This window comes from Vallitalea okinawensis (genome assembly GCF_002964605.1).
Classification (GTDB): domain Bacteria; phylum Bacillota; class Clostridia; order Lachnospirales; family PQDH01; genus Vallitalea_A; species Vallitalea_A okinawensis.
Window position 1 is genome coordinate 28,441 of sequence record NZ_PQDH01000015.1, and the last position, 16,802, is coordinate 45,242.

General features: G+C 34.3%; 16 protein-coding genes. 8 read left to right on the top strand and 8 right to left on the bottom strand.

All coding sequences use genetic code 11. The features are described from left to right. Positions 1–197 precede the first annotated feature (197 nt). Genes C1Y58_RS23710 through C1Y58_RS23725 form a run of 4 tightly spaced genes read left to right on the top strand, consistent with a single transcriptional unit; the run spans position 198 to position 2,618 of the window. Positions 198–587: a NifB/NifX family molybdenum-iron cluster-binding protein gene (locus C1Y58_RS23710; RefSeq protein ID WP_105619482.1), complete on the top strand. Its 390-nt coding sequence runs from the start codon at positions 198–200 to the stop codon at positions 585–587. Further along, positions 584–1,405 (top strand): nucleotide-binding protein, encoded by an 822-nt coding sequence (locus C1Y58_RS23715; protein WP_105619483.1) that lies wholly within the window; start codon positions 584–586, stop codon positions 1,403–1,405. Before C1Y58_RS23710 ends, C1Y58_RS23715 begins: the two co-directional genes overlap by 4 nt. Further along, a complete protein-coding gene (locus C1Y58_RS23720) occupies positions 1,402–2,256 on the top strand; it encodes an ATP-binding protein (protein WP_105619485.1) in 855 nt (284 codons plus the stop codon). The genes C1Y58_RS23715 and C1Y58_RS23720 overlap by 4 nt, the downstream gene beginning before the upstream one ends. Then, on the top strand, positions 2,253–2,618 hold the full coding sequence (locus C1Y58_RS23725) for a NifB/NifX family molybdenum-iron cluster-binding protein (protein ID WP_105619487.1): 366 nt from the start codon (positions 2,253–2,255) through the stop codon (positions 2,616–2,618). The genes C1Y58_RS23720 and C1Y58_RS23725 overlap by 4 nt, the downstream gene beginning before the upstream one ends. Positions 2,619–2,687: 69 nt before the next feature. Here the strand turns inward: C1Y58_RS23725 and C1Y58_RS23730 are convergent, their stop codons facing one another. Both C1Y58_RS23730 and C1Y58_RS23735 read right to left on the bottom strand, forming a co-directional pair. Then, positions 2,688–3,125: a DUF2752 domain-containing protein gene (locus C1Y58_RS23730; protein WP_157950265.1), complete on the bottom strand. Its 438-nt coding sequence runs from the start codon at positions 3,123–3,125 to the stop codon at positions 2,688–2,690. Further along, entirely contained in the window at positions 3,115–3,471 is a 357-nt protein-coding gene (locus tag C1Y58_RS23735; RefSeq protein ID WP_105619491.1) for a DUF4234 domain-containing protein, read from the bottom strand. Before C1Y58_RS23735 ends, C1Y58_RS23730 begins: the two co-directional genes overlap by 11 nt. Positions 3,472–3,792: 321 nt before the next feature. Between C1Y58_RS23735 and C1Y58_RS23740 the strand changes: the two genes are divergently transcribed. After that, positions 3,793–5,547, top strand: a complete 1,755-nt coding sequence (locus tag C1Y58_RS23740; protein ID WP_278286146.1) for an ABC transporter ATP-binding protein — start codon at positions 3,793–3,795, stop codon at positions 5,545–5,547. A gap of 518 nt (positions 5,548–6,065) precedes the next feature. Here the strand turns inward: C1Y58_RS23740 and C1Y58_RS23745 are convergent. Then, positions 6,066–7,187 carry a uroporphyrinogen decarboxylase family protein gene (locus C1Y58_RS23745; RefSeq protein WP_105619493.1) on the bottom strand — a complete coding sequence of 374 codons (1,122 nt, stop codon included), beginning with the start codon at positions 7,185–7,187 and terminating at the stop codon, positions 6,066–6,068. Between the two features lie 114 nt (positions 7,188–7,301). Beyond that, positions 7,302–8,138 (bottom strand): AraC family transcriptional regulator, encoded by an 837-nt coding sequence (locus C1Y58_RS23750; RefSeq protein WP_170311681.1) that lies wholly within the window; start codon positions 8,136–8,138, stop codon positions 7,302–7,304. A 476-nt stretch (positions 8,139–8,614) separates the two neighbouring features. On the opposite strand from C1Y58_RS23750, the gene C1Y58_RS23755 reads away from it, so the two are divergent. From C1Y58_RS23755 to C1Y58_RS23765, 3 genes are read left to right on the top strand one after another with little or no spacing between them, the layout of a single operon-like run. Next, the gene (locus C1Y58_RS23755) at positions 8,615–9,577 is read left to right on the top strand and encodes a TAXI family TRAP transporter solute-binding subunit (protein WP_105619496.1); all 963 of its coding nucleotides are present in this window, start codon (positions 8,615–8,617) and stop codon (positions 9,575–9,577) included. A gap of 47 nt (positions 9,578–9,624) precedes the next feature. Continuing rightward, entirely contained in the window at positions 9,625–10,128 is a 504-nt protein-coding gene (locus tag C1Y58_RS23760; RefSeq protein WP_105619498.1) for a DUF1850 domain-containing protein, read from the top strand. A 2-nt stretch (positions 10,129–10,130) separates the two neighbouring features. Continuing rightward, positions 10,131–12,158, top strand: coding sequence for a TRAP transporter permease (locus C1Y58_RS23765; RefSeq protein ID WP_105619500.1), 2,028 nt, complete (start codon positions 10,131–10,133; stop codon positions 12,156–12,158). A gap of 38 nt (positions 12,159–12,196) precedes the next feature. Here the strand turns inward: C1Y58_RS23765 and C1Y58_RS23770 are convergent, their stop codons facing one another. The 4 genes from C1Y58_RS23770 to C1Y58_RS23785 are packed head-to-tail and all read right to left on the bottom strand — an operon-like array spanning position 12,197 to position 16,798. Next, positions 12,197–13,657, bottom strand: a complete 1,461-nt coding sequence (locus C1Y58_RS23770; protein WP_105619502.1) for a sensor histidine kinase — start codon at positions 13,655–13,657, stop codon at positions 12,197–12,199. Next, positions 13,635–14,333, bottom strand: coding sequence for a response regulator transcription factor (locus C1Y58_RS23775; RefSeq protein ID WP_105619504.1), 699 nt, complete (start codon positions 14,331–14,333; stop codon positions 13,635–13,637). Before C1Y58_RS23775 ends, C1Y58_RS23770 begins: the two co-directional genes overlap by 23 nt. A gap of 37 nt (positions 14,334–14,370) precedes the next feature. Further along, on the bottom strand, positions 14,371–15,582 hold the full coding sequence (locus C1Y58_RS23780) for a TolC family protein (RefSeq protein WP_105619506.1): 1,212 nt from the start codon (positions 15,580–15,582) through the stop codon (positions 14,371–14,373). Positions 15,583–15,604: 22 nt separating this feature from the next. Beyond that, positions 15,605–16,798, bottom strand: coding sequence for a TolC family protein (locus C1Y58_RS23785; protein ID WP_105619508.1), 1,194 nt, complete (start codon positions 16,796–16,798; stop codon positions 15,605–15,607). Between the last annotated feature and the right edge of the window lie 4 nt (positions 16,799–16,802).

Consider the following 16,802-nt stretch of genomic DNA (forward strand, 5'->3'; position numbering starts at 1 on the left):
GAGAAAATAACTAAAGTCAAATATATAAAAAACCATTAAATGTTATTGGCATTTGACAAAAACTCAAATGGGTGTATAATAATAATTGGCATATGCTAATAATAACATAAGATATGGATATCGAAGTATTGAGTCAAAAATCTAAAGACTTATTATTGGTGTTTATATCATAAGTAAGTTGGAAAAGGAATGATGCAATGAAAATATGTATTTCAAGTCAGGGAAAAGATCTTGATTCAAAAACTGATCAGCGCTTCGGTAGAGCTAGCTTTTTGGGGTTCTATGATACAGAGAAGCAGGCCTATGAGAGCATTGAGAATCAAGGTGTATATCAAGCTAATGGTGCAGGTATATCAGCTGCCACAAAGGTAGTTGAGGAAGGATGTAAAGTTCTGTTAACAGGCCATGTAGGAAAGAATGCATTTGAGGTTCTTCAGCATAGCGTAGAAGTTTATCATCTAGATGGTGAAAGTGTAAAAGAAGCTATAAAATCCTATGAAAGAGGTGACCTTCACAGGATTTTTGAGTACTCTCCATCAATGAAAGGACAGCATAGACATGGTCAAGGTATAGGTAATAACCGATGAGGATTGCTGTTTTAAGTGGGAAAGGTGGTGCGGGTAAGACCACAGTATCTATTCATCTGGCGAAACTTTTAGGCTATGCTTACGTGGACTGTGATGTGGAAGAACCTAATGGTTTCTTATTTATGGAACCAGAAATACAAGATAGCCAAGATATCAGAGTATGGGTACCTAGCATCGACCATTCTAAGTGTGATGTTTGTAAAGCTTGCTTAGCCAATTGTCAATTTAATGCTATTGGGTTCAATGGCAGACAAATGCTTGTGTTTGAACACCTATGCCATAGTTGCCAAGCTTGTTTACTAAGTTGTACGAAGGATGCTATCACATCCAATTACAGATCCATAGGTATCATTAATATGGGTAACAGTCAAGGAACAACATGTTATGAAGGACGTCTCAATATAGGTGAGCCTATGGGAGGACCAATTATTGAGGAACTTATTAAAGTTAGTCCTGATGAAGCTATCATAGATTGTCCACCAGGGAGTTCTTGTAACGTTGTTAAGGCTAACAAGAGAACTGATTTGGCAGTTGTGGTAGCTGAACCAACCCTCTTCAGTCGACATAACTTGCATATAGTGGTTAGTTTCTTGAAGGAACAACGAATTCCTATAGGCGTGGTCATTAATAAGGCCGGAGAAGGTGATGAGATTATTGAAGAGTATTGCTCTGACAAAGCTATTCCTCTACTAGGAAAAATACCGTTTAGTAGAGGGCTAAGTAAAGAGTTTTCCAAAGGGCACATCATTCAGGACGATCATCCTATAATGAATGATTACCAAGCAATAGCCAAAGAGTTAAGGAGTTTAATGAAATGAAAATCGTGTTTCTGAGTGGAAAGGGTGGAACAGGGAAGACAACACTGGCATCTGCCTTTGCTAAGTATTTCAAGTGTCATGTAGTTGACTGTGATGTGGATGCACCCAATTTCCATCTGACGACTAAGATAGATTCAGTACATCAAAAGGATTTTAAATCTGGATATACTGCATATATTGACAAGAGCTTATGTGTTCAATGTGGCGCATGTCAGCAAGTATGCCATTTTGACGCTATACATGAGTTTATAGTAGATGCAACCAGTTGTGAAGGGTGTAAAAGTTGTGGTTTAGTTTGTCAAAGTCAAGCCATTTCTTATAGTGAAGACACTACAGCTACTATTTATATGGATCAATTGGTGTATGAAAAAGCTTACATGAGTCATGCAAAAATGCAATGTGGTGCTGATGGATCAGGAAAATTAATAACAACCTTGAGACGTGATATGGAGTGCAAAGTTACTAATGATGAGTTGGTAGTCTTGGACGGTTCACCAGGAATTGGATGTGCTGTTATGGCTTCATTAACAGGATGTGATCTAGGTATCATTGTGACAGAGCCTTCTTTATCAGGTAAAGAAGATTTAAAAAGAATTTTAGATTTATGCAATCACTTTCATTTACCTGTTAAAGTTTGTATCAATAAGTGGGATTTAAATGAAGAGATTACCTGTGATATCATCAGACTATGTGAGAAATTAGGTATTAAAGTATTAGGGCAGATAGCTTTTGATCAATATGTTTCGAAGGCTATCAATGAAGAAAAGAATATTTTAGATTGTACAAAGAGTCAAGCAGGACAAGAAATATTAGGCTTAATAAGTGAATTTGAAAAGGAGGATATTCTATGACAATAGTAGCAATTGCAAAAGAAAGAGATACTGTAGCTTCACATTTTGGGCACTGTGAAGGATTTATGCTTTATTATATAGAAGAGAATAGTATAGTGGGTAATCGTTATTTAAAGAATCCAGAACATGTACCTGGTTTTTTACCAGAGTTTTTGAAAAAGAATAAAGTTAATATAGTTATTGCTGGAGGCATGGGAAGTAAAGCGCAAGAACTTTTCAAGGCTCACGGTATAGACGTTTATGTGGGGGTAGAAGGCTCGCTAGAAGAGGTTATCAATAGTTATATGAGCCAGTCAATAATATCTACTGAAAGTGTATGTCATGAACATGCTTATAAGGACCAATGTTCGCATCATGAATAAGAGGTATAAGCAATCTTTTTTTTAAAGACTCAGTCCTTTATTGAACTGAGTCTTAATCATATTCTTAATTTACTTAATTAAATTCCGATAGATGGTTGGAATAATTGCTTCTTGGTTAAATTGCATAGGTAGCTGATCTGGAAACATTAAAACCATCCGAAGAATATAAACCAACAAGAATAACCCAATAATGATCCACCAAAGTTTATCGTTGTTATAAATGTTATTGATTTTAGGATGTTTCCTAAATAACAAAATGAAAATAATAATTGGTGGCAATAGGAACAAAGGATGGTAATAGATTGCTTCTAGTATGTGACCATGTAACAGAGCATCATAAGCTCTAGTTAATCCACAACCAGGACAAGGAATACCTATAGTTCCTCTAATTAGACAACGTGTATTACTACCAACTATATGAATAATGTACCAACTAAAAACTAGGATTCCCACTGTTGGAATTAAGAAATCTTTTAGTTGTTGCTTAGTTAGTTTTTTAAACCGCATTATTCCAAACTTCATTTAATTTTGATTGAACGATGAGCTGATTGACAATGAAGAAACCTAGGACAGCTAATACAACGTAAAGTACAGTGTCATCAGTTACTGGAACACCTGCTCTTCTTTGAGCATCCATTTGTTTTTGACCTAATTTATAGGAATAATAAATGCTGTATGGGTAAAAGCAAAGGATAGATAATACGACGTCAACACCTGGACTAATTTCAGTGTCATCTAAATAGTGTTTTAAGGATTCACTTATGGAATAAATCCAGTAAAACATATAAATACCGCAAGTAACAATTGATAAAATTAAAACAACTGGTATAGAGCGTACTTTGTCTTTATACATTCTATTTCCCCCTCAAAAAGATAATTTAATATGAAATTCCTAATTTCATTTGACGTGGTCTATGCCACGAAATCTCTTGTTTTAGTATATCATAATTTCTTATTCCAGAAAAGACAAAGTCTTCTCTTAAAAGGAATTTGATTAACACTTAACTGTTCTAATTATTGATAAAGATATAACGAATACAATTACTTTTTGGATATATAGGATACTTATTTACAAATATGAAAGAGGCTAGTATAATAGTAATATTGTTTGTTACTACATAAGTAAATCATAGGTCTCAAACATAATTAAAATTAAAAGAATGGGGGAATGATGATGACTAAAAGCAAACATCTGTTAAAGCGTTTTGTAGCCTACTACAAACCACACTGGAAGCTTTTTGCTTTGGACATGTTTTGTGCTCTATGCATTGCGTTAATTGATCTGGCATTTCCGATTATTACCCGGTATACTCTGAATGAGTTATTACCTAATAAAGCAGTACGACTTTTTTTTGTGGTAATACTTGCTATGGTTGTAATCTATGGGGTGCGAGCTCTTTTTGAGTTCATAGTCAATTATTGGGGGCACATATTAGGCGTCCGCATGGAGTATGATATGCGTAATGATTTATTTACGCATCTGCAGAAACAATCCTTTGATTTTTATGATAAGAATAGAACGGGTAAAATCATGTCTCGTGTCATCAATGACCTCTTTGAAATAACTGAGCTGGCCCACCATGGACCTGAGGATTTATTCTTATCTGTATTCATGTTAATAGGTTCCTTTATCATCCTATTAACAGTACAGTGGAAGTTAGCAGTCATTGTTTATATTTTTGTACCCATTATGATTTTATTTGCTATGCGTCAGAGAATCCGAATGCGTGAAGGGTTTAAAAATGTAAAGAAGAAAGTGGCAAAAGTTAATGCCCAATTAGAAAGCAGTTTGTCTGGTATTAGAGTTTCCAAATCCTTTGCCAATGAAGAATATGAAATGGATAAGTTTAAGGAAGGTAACATGGAATTTAGAGGTTCTAAGGACATTGCCTATAAAAACATGGCTATCTTTATGATGGGAATAAATGTTTTGTCCAATGCTTTAAACTTGACAGTTCTTGTAGTGGGATTTTTATTCATATTAACAGATCAGATGAATCTGCCAGATATGCTAGCCTTTATGTTGTATATCAATATATTTATGCAACCTATAAGAAGGTTATCCAACTTTGCTCAGCAGTTTGAGTCAGGTATGACTGGTTTTGAGAGATTCTGTGATATCATGGATCAAGAGCCAACGATTCAAGATAAAAAGGATGCTGTACCTTTAGAAGAGGTTAATGGGCATATCGGTTTCCAATCCGTATCCTTCGCGTATAATGAGAGTGAAAGTGTTTTGGAAGACATTAATTTAGATATCGAAGCTGGAAAAACACTGGCGCTGGTTGGTCCATCTGGTGGTGGTAAGACGACATTATGTCATTTGATACCACGGTTTTATGAAATTGGAGCTGGTAGCATAACAGTGGATGATAAAGATATTAGAGACTTGACCATTGAATCCCTTCGTAAAAATATTGGTTTGGTATCTCAGGATGTGTTCTTATTTGCTGGTACCATACGTGATAATATCATGTACGGTCGTATTAATGCTACTGAGTCTGAAATGATGGAAGCGGCAAAAAATGCTGAAATTCATGATTTCATCATGGGACTACAAGATGGTTATGACACTGAAGTTGGTGAAAGAGGTATACGATTATCAGGTGGTCAGAAGCAAAGAATCGCTATTGCTAGAGTTTTCTTGAAGAATCCACCTATCTTAATTTTAGATGAAGCTACCTCAGCACTTGATAATGAAACAGAGATTAAGATTCAACGTGCATTGGAGAAGCTATCTCATGGACGAACTACACTTGTTATCGCGCACCGATTATCAACTATTAAAGATGCTGATGAGATTGTCGTTATATCGCCAAATGGCATCGAAGAAAAAGGTAATCATGAAACATTATTAGAGTTGGAAGGTATTTATGCGAAGCTTTATAAAGCGCAATTTAAAGGATTTATTCCTGATGAAGTTAATTAAGAATGGATGAATGAATAACATACAATGTAGGATAGAAGATGTCTGACTCTAAATGATTAATCATCTAGAGTCAAGCATCTTTTTTTGCAGTATAAGAAAGCGTTAACAGAACTGAAATCTTTTGCTTTATGGGGTGCTGGTATCGTATTTTTCCACGGGGTCCTGGATTTTATATCTGGAAATCCACATCACATTATGGGACCTGATACCCTAGCCTATGGATTAGGTAATTATCGTACTCACCAATGCAAGCTTTTGTAATAGAGTTAATCATAACAGTATTTTGTATTATGTTTTACATCTTACAAAATAGGAAGGATGGAAAGCAATTATCTAAAAAACAATATGTATTATTATCTTTAGTTCTTCTTGTACCAACAGTACTGACAATCTTGATGACCATATAACAGGAGGTTCTTAAAATAAAACATAAAATCACCTGCAAAAAAATCACCTTTCCCAGTTATAATAGGAGTGTTTAAGCTGCTATTATAATTGGAAAGGTGTGCATCAGGACGTTAAAAAGCCATACGTTCCCAGCCCTTTCTTTGACCATCTAAAGGGGGAAGCCCAAGAATTTCTCTGCTCGTATTAATATAATAGATGTAATTTTCAAGAGGAGTACCATTGGGAATACGATGGTCTAATCCAAAGACCATGCCGCCTCCTTTCATGAGAGGCTGCATCTTATATTCCAGTTCTTTTAGTATTGCATCCTTACTACTGCGCAATATATGCTTATCGATGCCACCTTTAAAAGCTAGACGATCTCCATACTTTTTTCTAAGTTTGACAATATCCATACCAGCTGCTGGTTCAGCAGGATACATAACATTTACACCACAATCTAAGAAGGAATCGATGACGGAGTTCATATCACCATCACTATCTTGGCTAAAGATTTTGGTACCTTTTGATGATAACATATCCCAAACACTTCTGTAGTAGGGTTTAATAAATTTTGTAATGATGTTTGGACCAATTAATGGACCAGACTTACCTGCCATATCTTCGTGTACAGACAAATTATCAATAACCACATGATCGCTGACTCGGTCTAAAACTTGATAGGCAGTTTGGCTAATAGTATCTATAATATCATACATAAGTTCAGGTTGAGTGTAATAACTAAGGCATAACTCTTCCTCTCCCATTAGCTCCCGAGCTTCATCGAATCCACCAGGAATATCAGCTCTAACTAAAACACCATTTTTCTGAGCATTTTTTGCAGCTTCTACTGCATCCCAATTGATTCTATCTTCACTAAATTGATACATAGACTTGACTTTTAGCCAGCTATCCATATCTTTAACAGGATAGTCCAGTGGTAAAGGGATTGTAGCTTTTCCCTTGCATAGCTTCATTGTTCGACCAAGGTCATCCATATGTATAATATACTCATGGGTTTCTTCAAGTACTGTAGGTTTTAATCCACCTCTTCTAAAAGTATCACCACCACAATTTATCTTTGGTACATAGTCAAAATCAAACCCAATCATATTCATTTGATCCTGTGATGCTCCTTGGCCCTTCCATTCTTCTTCAAGCCCTATTAGTGGACCAAATAATTCCACAAACATTTGACGTTCCACGTTTCCAAAAGTCATTAACTCAATATAGTCTTCTCGTGTCCACTTCATAAACAACCTCCATATACTTAATTATTATAATCTCAATTAATCTAAGTATATTGAATAAATCTTTATATATCCATAGATAAAATTATTATTTCATGGACAATTATCTTATTTATTTCATAAGTTTGAAAAGCAGTTTCTATATTCTAAGGGACTACATCCTTCATATTGTTTGAAAACCCTAGTGAAATAAAATTCATCGTTAAATCCAATTTGTCTCGACAGGTCTTTAATAGGTAAGGTTGTGCTTGTGAGTAAATCTTTTGCATGTTCAATTCGAACCTGATTGATGTGTTCAACTGGGGTTTTACCAGTGGTATGTTTAAATATTTTTGTAAAATGACCACGACTTAATTGGACCATTGAACATAACTGTGATATGTTAATGTGTTCTGTATAATGTTTATTGATATAATTGAGGACGTGCTTAATCCTATTTACATTTGTATAGTTCTGTGGAGGATTTTTTAGGTCATATAGGACCTTGAATAAAAATTCCTGGAAAAGAATTTTTGATTGCCATTGGTAGCTTGAACCTTTTTCTAACCAAGTTTTATATAAATGCTCAAATACTTGTTGGATTTGATAATAATGATGCAATTGATTAACAGGTTTTAAAGGTAATTTATATGGGGAGGTATCAATCGTATATTCATTACCACTATAACTTGCAAAGGCAAAAGAAAAGTGAACAGCTAAAAAGTGCATTGGTTCATCAAGTCGTGTTTCACCAGAATGAATAAGGTCTGGATAGAAGTAAAAAAGCATTCCGGGTTGGACAGAATATTCTTTTTCTTCAATTGTAAAACTACCTTTTCCCTCAAGGATGAGCACTAATTCATGGTCATTAATGGTTCGAGTTGGTACACTCCAACCTTTAAATCCTGTTCTATCAATTACGGTATGAACATTGGGGATGATATTTTCAAGATTACTATAATTAATTACATTCATCATAAGTCTCCTAAACTAACTCATAAGATCATTTATTAATCACAACCCTATATATGGATATATTATATAGATGTTTCTCGTATTATACAAATATGAATTTAATATAATATGGAAATATGACGTATAGGAGCTTCAATGTTAAGTTAGGTCACCTTGCAGATGCTTAAAAATGAAGTGTTGCTTATAATAAGTAAATTGGTGTATTTTATAATAATTATTCATTTTATTTAACGATTTAGTCTGATAAAGTAATAATGCTATGAGTGGGATTTATGAGTAATACCCTTATTTTATTTGAGTTAGTTTATTTTTTATAATTATATTCTCCTAATCATAAAACTACAGTTATATTTAAAATGAATCTGGAATAATTTGAACTTGCAAAACACTGTGTCGTGTGATAATATATTAACGTATTATTGTATACAATCTTTATAAGAGGTTAAAATAGAGTAATAGGAAAGAGGGGTTTTTAAATGAAAAAAAGAAATGTAGTTACATTGAGTGTTGTGTGCCTGATGATGGTAGTATTGGTTGGATGTGGTACCGTGTCCAAAAAGCAGTTTTTTAACATCACTACTGGAGGAACAGGTGGTACATATTATCCTGTTGGTGGGGCTTTAGCAGATGTTCTATCGAGTAACATTGAAGGGCTAACAGTAACAGCCCAAGCAGGAAATGCTTCTGTAGGAAATGTTAACTTATTAAGCAATCACGAAACAGAATCAGCTTTTGTGCAAAATAATGTTGCATTCTGGGCTTATGAAGGACAAGCTTCTTTTGAGGGGAATGCAGTAGATAATTTACGTGGAATCGCAAGTCTTTATCCAGAAGCTATTCAAATTGTTGCTCTTGAGAGTTCTGGAATTACCAGTGTTGAAGATTTAAAGGGCAAAAAAGTCTCTGTAGGTGAACAAGGAAGTGGTGTTGAAGTAGATGTTAAAAATATCTTAGATGTTCATGGACTTACATACGATGATATGAGTATCGATTATTTAAGCTTTACTGAAGCGGCTCAGAAATTAAAAGATAAGCAAATTGATGCCGCCTTTGTAACAGCAGGTTACCCAACTTCAAGTGTTATGGATGTATCAAAATCAAGAGATATAGTTATTGTGCCAATAGCAGAAGAAAAGGTTAACGCAATGATAGAAAAGTCGCCTTATTACGCTCAAACAACAATCCCAGCAGGAACATATGATGGACAAGATGAACCTGTTAATACTGCTACAACAATGGCAATGTGGGTTTGTGACGCGGAAGCAGATGATGACCTTGTTTATGGAATGACGAAAGCATTATGGGAAAACCGTCAGAAGTTAGAGGAAACCCATGATAAAGGAAAAGACATTACCATTGATACAGCTTTAGATGGTATGGCTATTCCATTGCATCCTGGTGCTGAAAAGTACTATAAAGAACAAGGTATTATTGATTAGAAAATCATCTCAAAAAGGAGGGGCCGAGTATTTCTCGGCCTTTTTATATGAAAAAGATTAAGTTACTCATATTAATAGGTTTAATTATAGTCATTATGTATCTTTTGATACCCATTCAATGCTTTGTTATAACGGATCTAGAAAAGAATCATATTGTTAAAGTCATTCCCATAATTGAAGATGAAATCGTTGTCTATCGTTATATCCATTCTGTTTCAAAGACACCGATCGAAGAATATTTAGTAGCCATAAACAAAGAAATAGCCTTACAAGAAGTGCGCTATATCGATCAAGGTGGGGCTGGTATGCCAGAATACGGATATGGTGATGAGGAGTTTGAGAACATGGGGGATTATTTTGTCATAAGAAATTTTAATCGAAGCTTCGAGGAAGTGGTTATTAATGTGCAAGACAAATATGAGAATGAGTTTATCTTTGAAGACTCTAGAGTCTTTTTACCGGATGTAATTGAAAATAACAAAAGAATTCTTATAAAAATTGATGACCTACCTAGAGGTCAAATTTGGTTGACGAGGTTTAAAGGGGGATAAAAATGGAAGAAAAAATAAACAATGATGTGGAAGTTGATCTGGACCAAGTTAAAGAAATGGATAAAGAATCAAATTATAGAAAACTAGTAGGATGGGCAGGAGGAGTTATTTTATCCATCAGTGTGGCGATGTCTTTATTTCAACTCTATACGTCCGGCTTTGGATTATTACAAGCAAGGTTACAAAGATCTATTCATCTAGCCTTTGCCATGTCTTTAATATTTTTACTATTTCCTGCTACAAAGAAATCACCAAAAAATAAATTTACGATAGTTGATGTTTTATTTGCCATCGTTGGAGTGGTAGTTAATCTCTATATTGTCTTTAATTTTGAGAGTTTAGCTTATCGGTCAGGTGCACCTACCACCATGGATATCATCATGGCAGTGTTAGCTGTAATAGTGGTATTAGAGGCAGGTAGACGTGTGATTGGGATTGATCTGCCTATATTAGGAGTTATCTTCTTAGCTTATGCTTACTTAGGACCTTACCTGCCATTTTTAGCTCATAGAGGTTATTCCATTAACCGAATTGCGGAGTACATGTATTTAACATTAGAGGGGATATACAGTACACCTCTTGCTGTCGCGGCAACCTATGTATTTCTATTCGTACTATTTGGTGTGCTGGCTGAGAAGACAGGGTTAGGACAGCTCTTTATTGATATAGCTATGGCCGTTGCAGGAAAAAGTACAGGTGGACCTGCCAAGGTTTCTGTAATCTCAAGTGGATTAATGGGTTCTATTAACGGTAGCTCCATAGCCAATACTGTTACAACCGGGGCTTTTACCATTCCTTTAATGAAGAAAATGGGTTATCAACCCCGATTCGCTGGAGCAGTTGAAGCTGCAGCATCAACTGGTGGACAAATCATGCCACCAATAATGGGGGCAGCGGCCTTCATCATGGCTGAGTTTTTAGGTATATCCTATTCAACTATTATTTTTGCAGCAATTATACCTGCATTACTCTATTATTTAGCTGTAGGCACCATGGTTCATTTAGAAGCTGCTAAGCACGACTTAAAAGGATTAGAAAGGGTTCCTCACATATTTAATATCCTAAAGGAAAGAGGTTACTTGCTCGTGCCTTTAGTTGTGATTATTTGGCAATTGGTTGGCGGCTTTACACCACTAAGTGCAGGGTTTTATGGAAGCTTATCAGCTATGATTATTTATTTTATCGAGCTTTTGATCGTAAGTAGAAAAGAAGGATTAGACTTGATAAAAGGGATAAAGATGTGGTTGATGGACATGAGAGATTGTTTAAGTAAAGGAGCCATCTCTTCATTAGGTGTAACAGCTTCATGTGCAGCTGTTGGTTTCATTGTTGGTACTTGCACATTAACTGGATTGGGGTTAACCTTTGCCAATAAGACAATCAGTTTAGCTCAAACCATTGTTGACTTTTTTGCAGGTATTGGTTTAACCTTTATGGCTACACCTAGTGTACATCTGTTCTTTACTTTAGTATTCACTATGATCGCATGTACCATATTAGGATCAGGAATACCAACAACTGCAACGTATATCATTTTAGCAATGATCGCTGCACCAGCTATTGAGAGTTTAGGTGTCAATCCATTAGCAGCTCATCTTTTCGTTCTATATTTTGGCGTAGTTGCTGACTTAACACCTCCTGTTGCTCTAGCAGCTTATGCAGGTGCTGGGATAGCTGGATCAAATCCATTCTTGACTGGTTTTACAGCTGTAAAACTAGCCTTAGCGGGTTTTGTAGTACCATTTATATTTGTGTATAACCCAGTCTTGTTACTTCAAGATGTGGTATTGGTAGAAGCCATTATTCCTATCACTACAGCTGTAATTGGTATTATAGCTATGGGGGCAGGAGCAGTAGGGTATCTAAAGACAAATGCTGGTATCATAGAAAGAGTATTACTTTTCTTGAGTGCCTTCTTATTACTTATACCTGGCTGGAAGTCAGACTTAGCAGGGATTTTCTTATTATTACTGATTTTTACTTACCAGATGATGAAAAAGAAAAAAGAAGTTATTATCGATATGGTATAAAATTAAGGAGTAGGAAAGAATATACTTTCCTACTCCTTTTATCGTACTAAATTGATGCCAAATACAACACCTTCATCTGTATTACGAACAAAGTAATCACCGCCATGGAGGGTTACTATTTGTTTAGCTATGGCTAAACCTAAACCTATGCCTTCTTTTTTAGAATTTTTATTCTTGTAGAAACTCTCCCATATAAGATCAATATCCTTTTCAGCAATCTTATGACCTGTATTCTCAACTAAGATCTGTATATAGTTATTCTGTGGTCGCATACTTAGTGTTATTTGACCTCCAGGGTTTGTATATTTAATGGCGTTTTGAATTAAGTTACTGATAGCTTGTTCGATACGAATGGAATCACCTTTAATGATATAGCCTGATTCCACACCTGATACGTTAAATGTGAATTGCTTAGCTTTTACAAGCTCATGGTATTTGTAATAAAGTTGATCAAGTAACAAACCTATATTAAAGTCATTAAATTCTACTTTAAACACACCAGATTCTAATTGTGACAGATCTAATAAATCCCTAACAATCTTACTGATTTTTTCAGACTCTTCTTGAATGATCTGATAACTACTATCTACCTCATCATTACTGGTGATGACACCATCCATCAGTGCTTCAATATAGCTATTGATGATTGATAGAGGTGTTTGTAACTCATGAGAAACTTGCCCAATGAACTGCTTTCTTAATTGATCCGTAGATTTTTCCTTTTTTAGTTCTGTTTTTAATTGATTAATTGTAACTTCTAATTTATCAGACAACACGTTAATTGAGCTACTTAGCTCACCAATCTCATCATTTCTTTGCTGGTTACATCTCTGAGAAAAGTCCAGACTGCTCATTTTTATAGCAATATTCTTCACTTCAATAACGGGATTAATAATATTCCGTGATATGATGAATGTCAATATGCTTATTAATAAGAGTGCAATAATGGTTATCATGTACAAAAGTTGTTGAATGATATTGACGGAATCTTGTATGGACTTTATTGGCATATATATTATGATTAGATTGCCATAGCTATCAATTTTGTTATATAATAATAAGTCATTATCGTTTTTAGCGTTAGGCGGCACTCCCTTTATCTTTATATCTGGATTGAGTAAGTTGATAAATTCACTTCTAGAATAACGTGTTACTCCCTCATTGACGTTATCGAAATCAAAAGGAGTATTACCTATCCGTCGCATAAACCCAAAACTATCTGTGTAGATAAGAGCATAAGTGCTATCTAGGATAATGATTTCACCTTCAAAACTTAGGGAAAGATCAGCAAAAAGAGCTTCATCCATGTCATTACGTGCATTATTAGAATTTGCTATAATGTTTTCTATGGTGGCACCATATTCTTTCATCAGTTCTTCTTTTCTATACTCATAGTAGGTTTGAGAGAAATATGTTATGGTGAACCAAGCAGAAAATAATATGAGTAACATAATACCTGAGTAAATGAGTAATAACTTAGCCTTCAGTGACTTGATCATCGTTAAACACCTCAAATTTATAACCTGTACCTCTAATTGTTTGAATGTTATTTTTAATCATGCTCAGCTTTTGGCGTAACATTTTTATATGCGTATCGACGGTTCTGAGGTCACCTTCATACTCTCTGCCCCAAATAGCATTGAGAATAATATCCCTACTTAGAACGATGGAGCGATTATTGATTAAATAAATTAAAAGCTCATATTCTTTTGGGGTTAATCGAACTTCACCGTTTTTGTTGACAACTTTATGCGACTTTATATAGATCGTCAAACCATTAATGCTATACTCATTGTGAATTGAAATCTTTTCATTTTTCCTAAGGATAGATTTCATGCGAGCAATGAGTTCCTTGGTGCTAAAGGGTTTGGTCATATATTGATCAACACCGTACTCAAAGCCTCTTATTTTATCGTCTTCTTGTGAGCAAGCTGTCAGCATAATAATGGGGACGTGGCTATCCCTTCTAATGAATCTGCATACTTCCCATCCGTCCATTAGTGGAAGCATGGCATCCAAAATGATAATATCAGGATGATGAATCTGCCAATTGTGGATGGCTTCCTCTCCGTTTTCAGCCTCGAGTATTGTATATCCCTCAAAGGATAAGTATTTCTTAATAATATTCCGTAAACGTTCTTCGTCTTCTACCACAAGAACTTTTATACCATTCATAAAACCCTCCTTCATGGGCTACCTAAGGCAAAATGGATTAATTGATTCCATATAGATACTTTAAGTAGTCAACTTTAAACTGATTATAAGTTATAAGTTGTTGGTAATAATTATATGTGTTTTTTCGAAGCTGGTATTCTGCTTCTAGTTGGTCTAAGGTACTGATGTTACCCAGTTCATATTCCAAAAGTACATGTTCATAGTTTTGTTTATAGAGTTCATACTTTTTATAAGATAGATCCAGTTCTTTTAAACTATTATCATAGTTATAATAACATTTTTTTATATCTAAATAAATAGACTGTTTTTCTTGCTCCAATTTCTTTAGGTCTAACTGATAACTAAGATACTTCTCTTCATAAGAAGCTTCATCTTCATCATAAACAAGATTTAATTTCACTAAGTAGTTTTCATACTGCTGTTGTTGGAATTCAATGAGGTTCAAGCCAAAGTTAGTGCTTACGGCAAGTGATAAGAATTCATCCATCTCTTGAATATCAATAATTTGGATTTCTTCTGGGTTAACATGAAAATCGTAAGAGATAGAAGTATCAAGGTTCAGTGTATAGAGTATAGTATCATAGCATTCTTTCAATTTAATTTCTGAAGTACTTAACTGATCTTCAAGGGTTATAAGTTGCATGTTTATGTCTTCAATAACAGTTGATGTGACATTACCTGATTCCAGTTCTAAGAGAGCATTTTCTTTTTCTAGAGTTAAAATTTCTTTTTCTAACTCTAGTAGTTCAACATCCAATTGCATTAATCCATAATCATATAAGTAAGCTTGGAAATTATACTGATTAGTTAATAATTCTTGGCTAAGAAGTTGATTAACACGATTCAATTCATATTGTAAGACTTCCATATCCATATAATTGTTCAGTTGTCCTTCTAATGAATTTAAATATTGATTTTGAGTCAAAGCTAGTTGATAAATAACTTGATTAAACTCAGAGCTTGAAGTATCTTCCTCTTCGATAAGTTGCTCAAGTTCCATATCATACATATAAAGCTTTACTTCATAAATAGAAAGAGAATCTAGGATACTCTCATAATTCTCTAAATTTGCTTCATCCTGCATTTCATCTAATAAGAAACTTAATTCTGTTTGATAATTATCAATACTCTGATTGTCGTATAAGTCCATCAATTGTTTGACTGTTAGCTTGTTTTCTTCTGCTGTGACACCTGAAGAAAAACTGAGTACCATTGTTAAGATCATCAATGAAGTCATCCATTTTTTCATATAAATCCTCCTAAAAGCTGACTTACTCTTCGTAGATCAATAATAATAATTCCATCAAACTGTTATTTAAATCAATAACGGATTGCTCATAGGTCTTAATTGTTTGAAGATAAGAATATTCAGCCTGATCTAACTGATATAAACTTATTTGACCACTTTCGTAAGCAATTATTTCATTTTCATATTCCTTTAAGGCAGAAGCCACATCAGCTTCAGTATTTAGTAATGATTTATTTTTGGACTGATAGTTATAATAGGTATTGATTACTTGGTTGATGCTATTGGTTAAGTTTGCTTCATTATTAATTTGGTCAATTTGATAGTTATAGTAGGTTTCAACATAATCTTCATCAATACTGTTATCAGGATAGACTCCTTGAAGGTAAGTCATATAATCATTGGTTGCATTAACTACTTCCAATTGTCTTACATAGGTTATATTATTGGTTTTGTAATAGGTTAGCATGTTTTCAAGAGAAAGCTCTTCAACAAATTGAGTTGTAGGAAGAGCTATTTCAAATTCATAAGTATTTTCAACAGGAAGAGATAATTTTATTTTTAGTGCCTCATTTGCTAAATCAATTTGATGTTGTGTAAGATCTCTTTTCAAGATGAGATCTTCATAGGCATATTGGTTTTCCATTACAGTTAATTCAGATACAATACCTAGTTCATACTGGACAGTGATTAAATCCAGTTCTTGCTTGCTAATGCTTAATTGCTTTTCTTGAAGTGCTAGATCTTGTTCTAGTAAATAGTAATCATAGAGTTCCTCTCTTAGAGTATTTATCTCCTGACTGATAGCATATGTTTCCTGCTCATCAAGAGTAATTAAATCAAAATCTAATAGTTGAAACTGCTTTTCTTGATTAGCATAGTTCAAAGCTTCCTTATAATAAATGTCCCTTAAATCCTGTTCATCATCAGAATCATCTTCTTTGGCTTCTTCATAATCCTTTAAACTAGCTTCTACTTCGTTCAATTGATCTCCTAGATTTTCTTTGGAGTCCTCATAACTCATTGATAGCAATTGATTTTCTATCTTGATTTTTTGTACATCATAGCTATTCACTAAGTAGATGGCGATAGCTTCTTCTTCGGATATAGTTTTGACTTCTTCTGCTAAAGAAGTCAAGGAAAAACTGATTATGATAGAGAAGGTAATAAGTAGGTATTTAATTATGAACAAGATACCACTGTTTTTTTGTTTTGACATGTAT

Coding starts and splice junctions, on each gene's coding strand:
- C1Y58_RS23710 (WP_105619482.1), top strand. CDS start 198: ATGAAAATATGTATTTCAAGTCAGGGAAAAGATCTTGATTCAAAAACT.
- C1Y58_RS23715 (WP_105619483.1), top strand. CDS start 584: ATGAGGATTGCTGTTTTAAGTGGGAAAGGTGGTGCGGGTAAGACCACA.
- C1Y58_RS23720 (WP_105619485.1), top strand. CDS start 1,402: ATGAAAATCGTGTTTCTGAGTGGAAAGGGTGGAACAGGGAAGACAACA.
- C1Y58_RS23725 (WP_105619487.1), top strand. CDS start 2,253: ATGACAATAGTAGCAATTGCAAAAGAAAGAGATACTGTAGCTTCACAT.
- C1Y58_RS23730 (WP_157950265.1), bottom strand. CDS start 3,125: ATGCGGTTTAAAAAACTAACTAAGCAACAACTAAAAGATTTCTTAATT.
- C1Y58_RS23735 (WP_105619491.1), bottom strand. CDS start 3,471: ATGTATAAAGACAAAGTACGCTCTATACCAGTTGTTTTAATTTTATCA.
- C1Y58_RS23740 (WP_278286146.1), top strand. CDS start 3,793: ATGACTAAAAGCAAACATCTGTTAAAGCGTTTTGTAGCCTACTACAAA.
- C1Y58_RS23745 (WP_105619493.1), bottom strand. CDS start 7,187: ATGAAGTGGACACGAGAAGACTATATTGAGTTAATGACTTTTGGAAAC.
- C1Y58_RS23750 (WP_170311681.1), bottom strand. CDS start 8,138: ATGAATGTAATTAATTATAGTAATCTTGAAAATATCATCCCCAATGTT.
- C1Y58_RS23755 (WP_105619496.1), top strand. CDS start 8,615: ATGAAAAAAAGAAATGTAGTTACATTGAGTGTTGTGTGCCTGATGATG.
- C1Y58_RS23760 (WP_105619498.1), top strand. CDS start 9,625: ATGAAAAAGATTAAGTTACTCATATTAATAGGTTTAATTATAGTCATT.
- C1Y58_RS23765 (WP_105619500.1), top strand. CDS start 10,131: ATGGAAGAAAAAATAAACAATGATGTGGAAGTTGATCTGGACCAAGTT.
- C1Y58_RS23770 (WP_105619502.1), bottom strand. CDS start 13,657: ATGATCAAGTCACTGAAGGCTAAGTTATTACTCATTTACTCAGGTATT.
- C1Y58_RS23775 (WP_105619504.1), bottom strand. CDS start 14,333: ATGAATGGTATAAAAGTTCTTGTGGTAGAAGACGAAGAACGTTTACGG.
- C1Y58_RS23780 (WP_105619506.1), bottom strand. CDS start 15,582: ATGAAAAAATGGATGACTTCATTGATGATCTTAACAATGGTACTCAGT.
- C1Y58_RS23785 (WP_105619508.1), bottom strand. CDS start 16,798: ATGTCAAAACAAAAAAACAGTGGTATCTTGTTCATAATTAAATACCTA.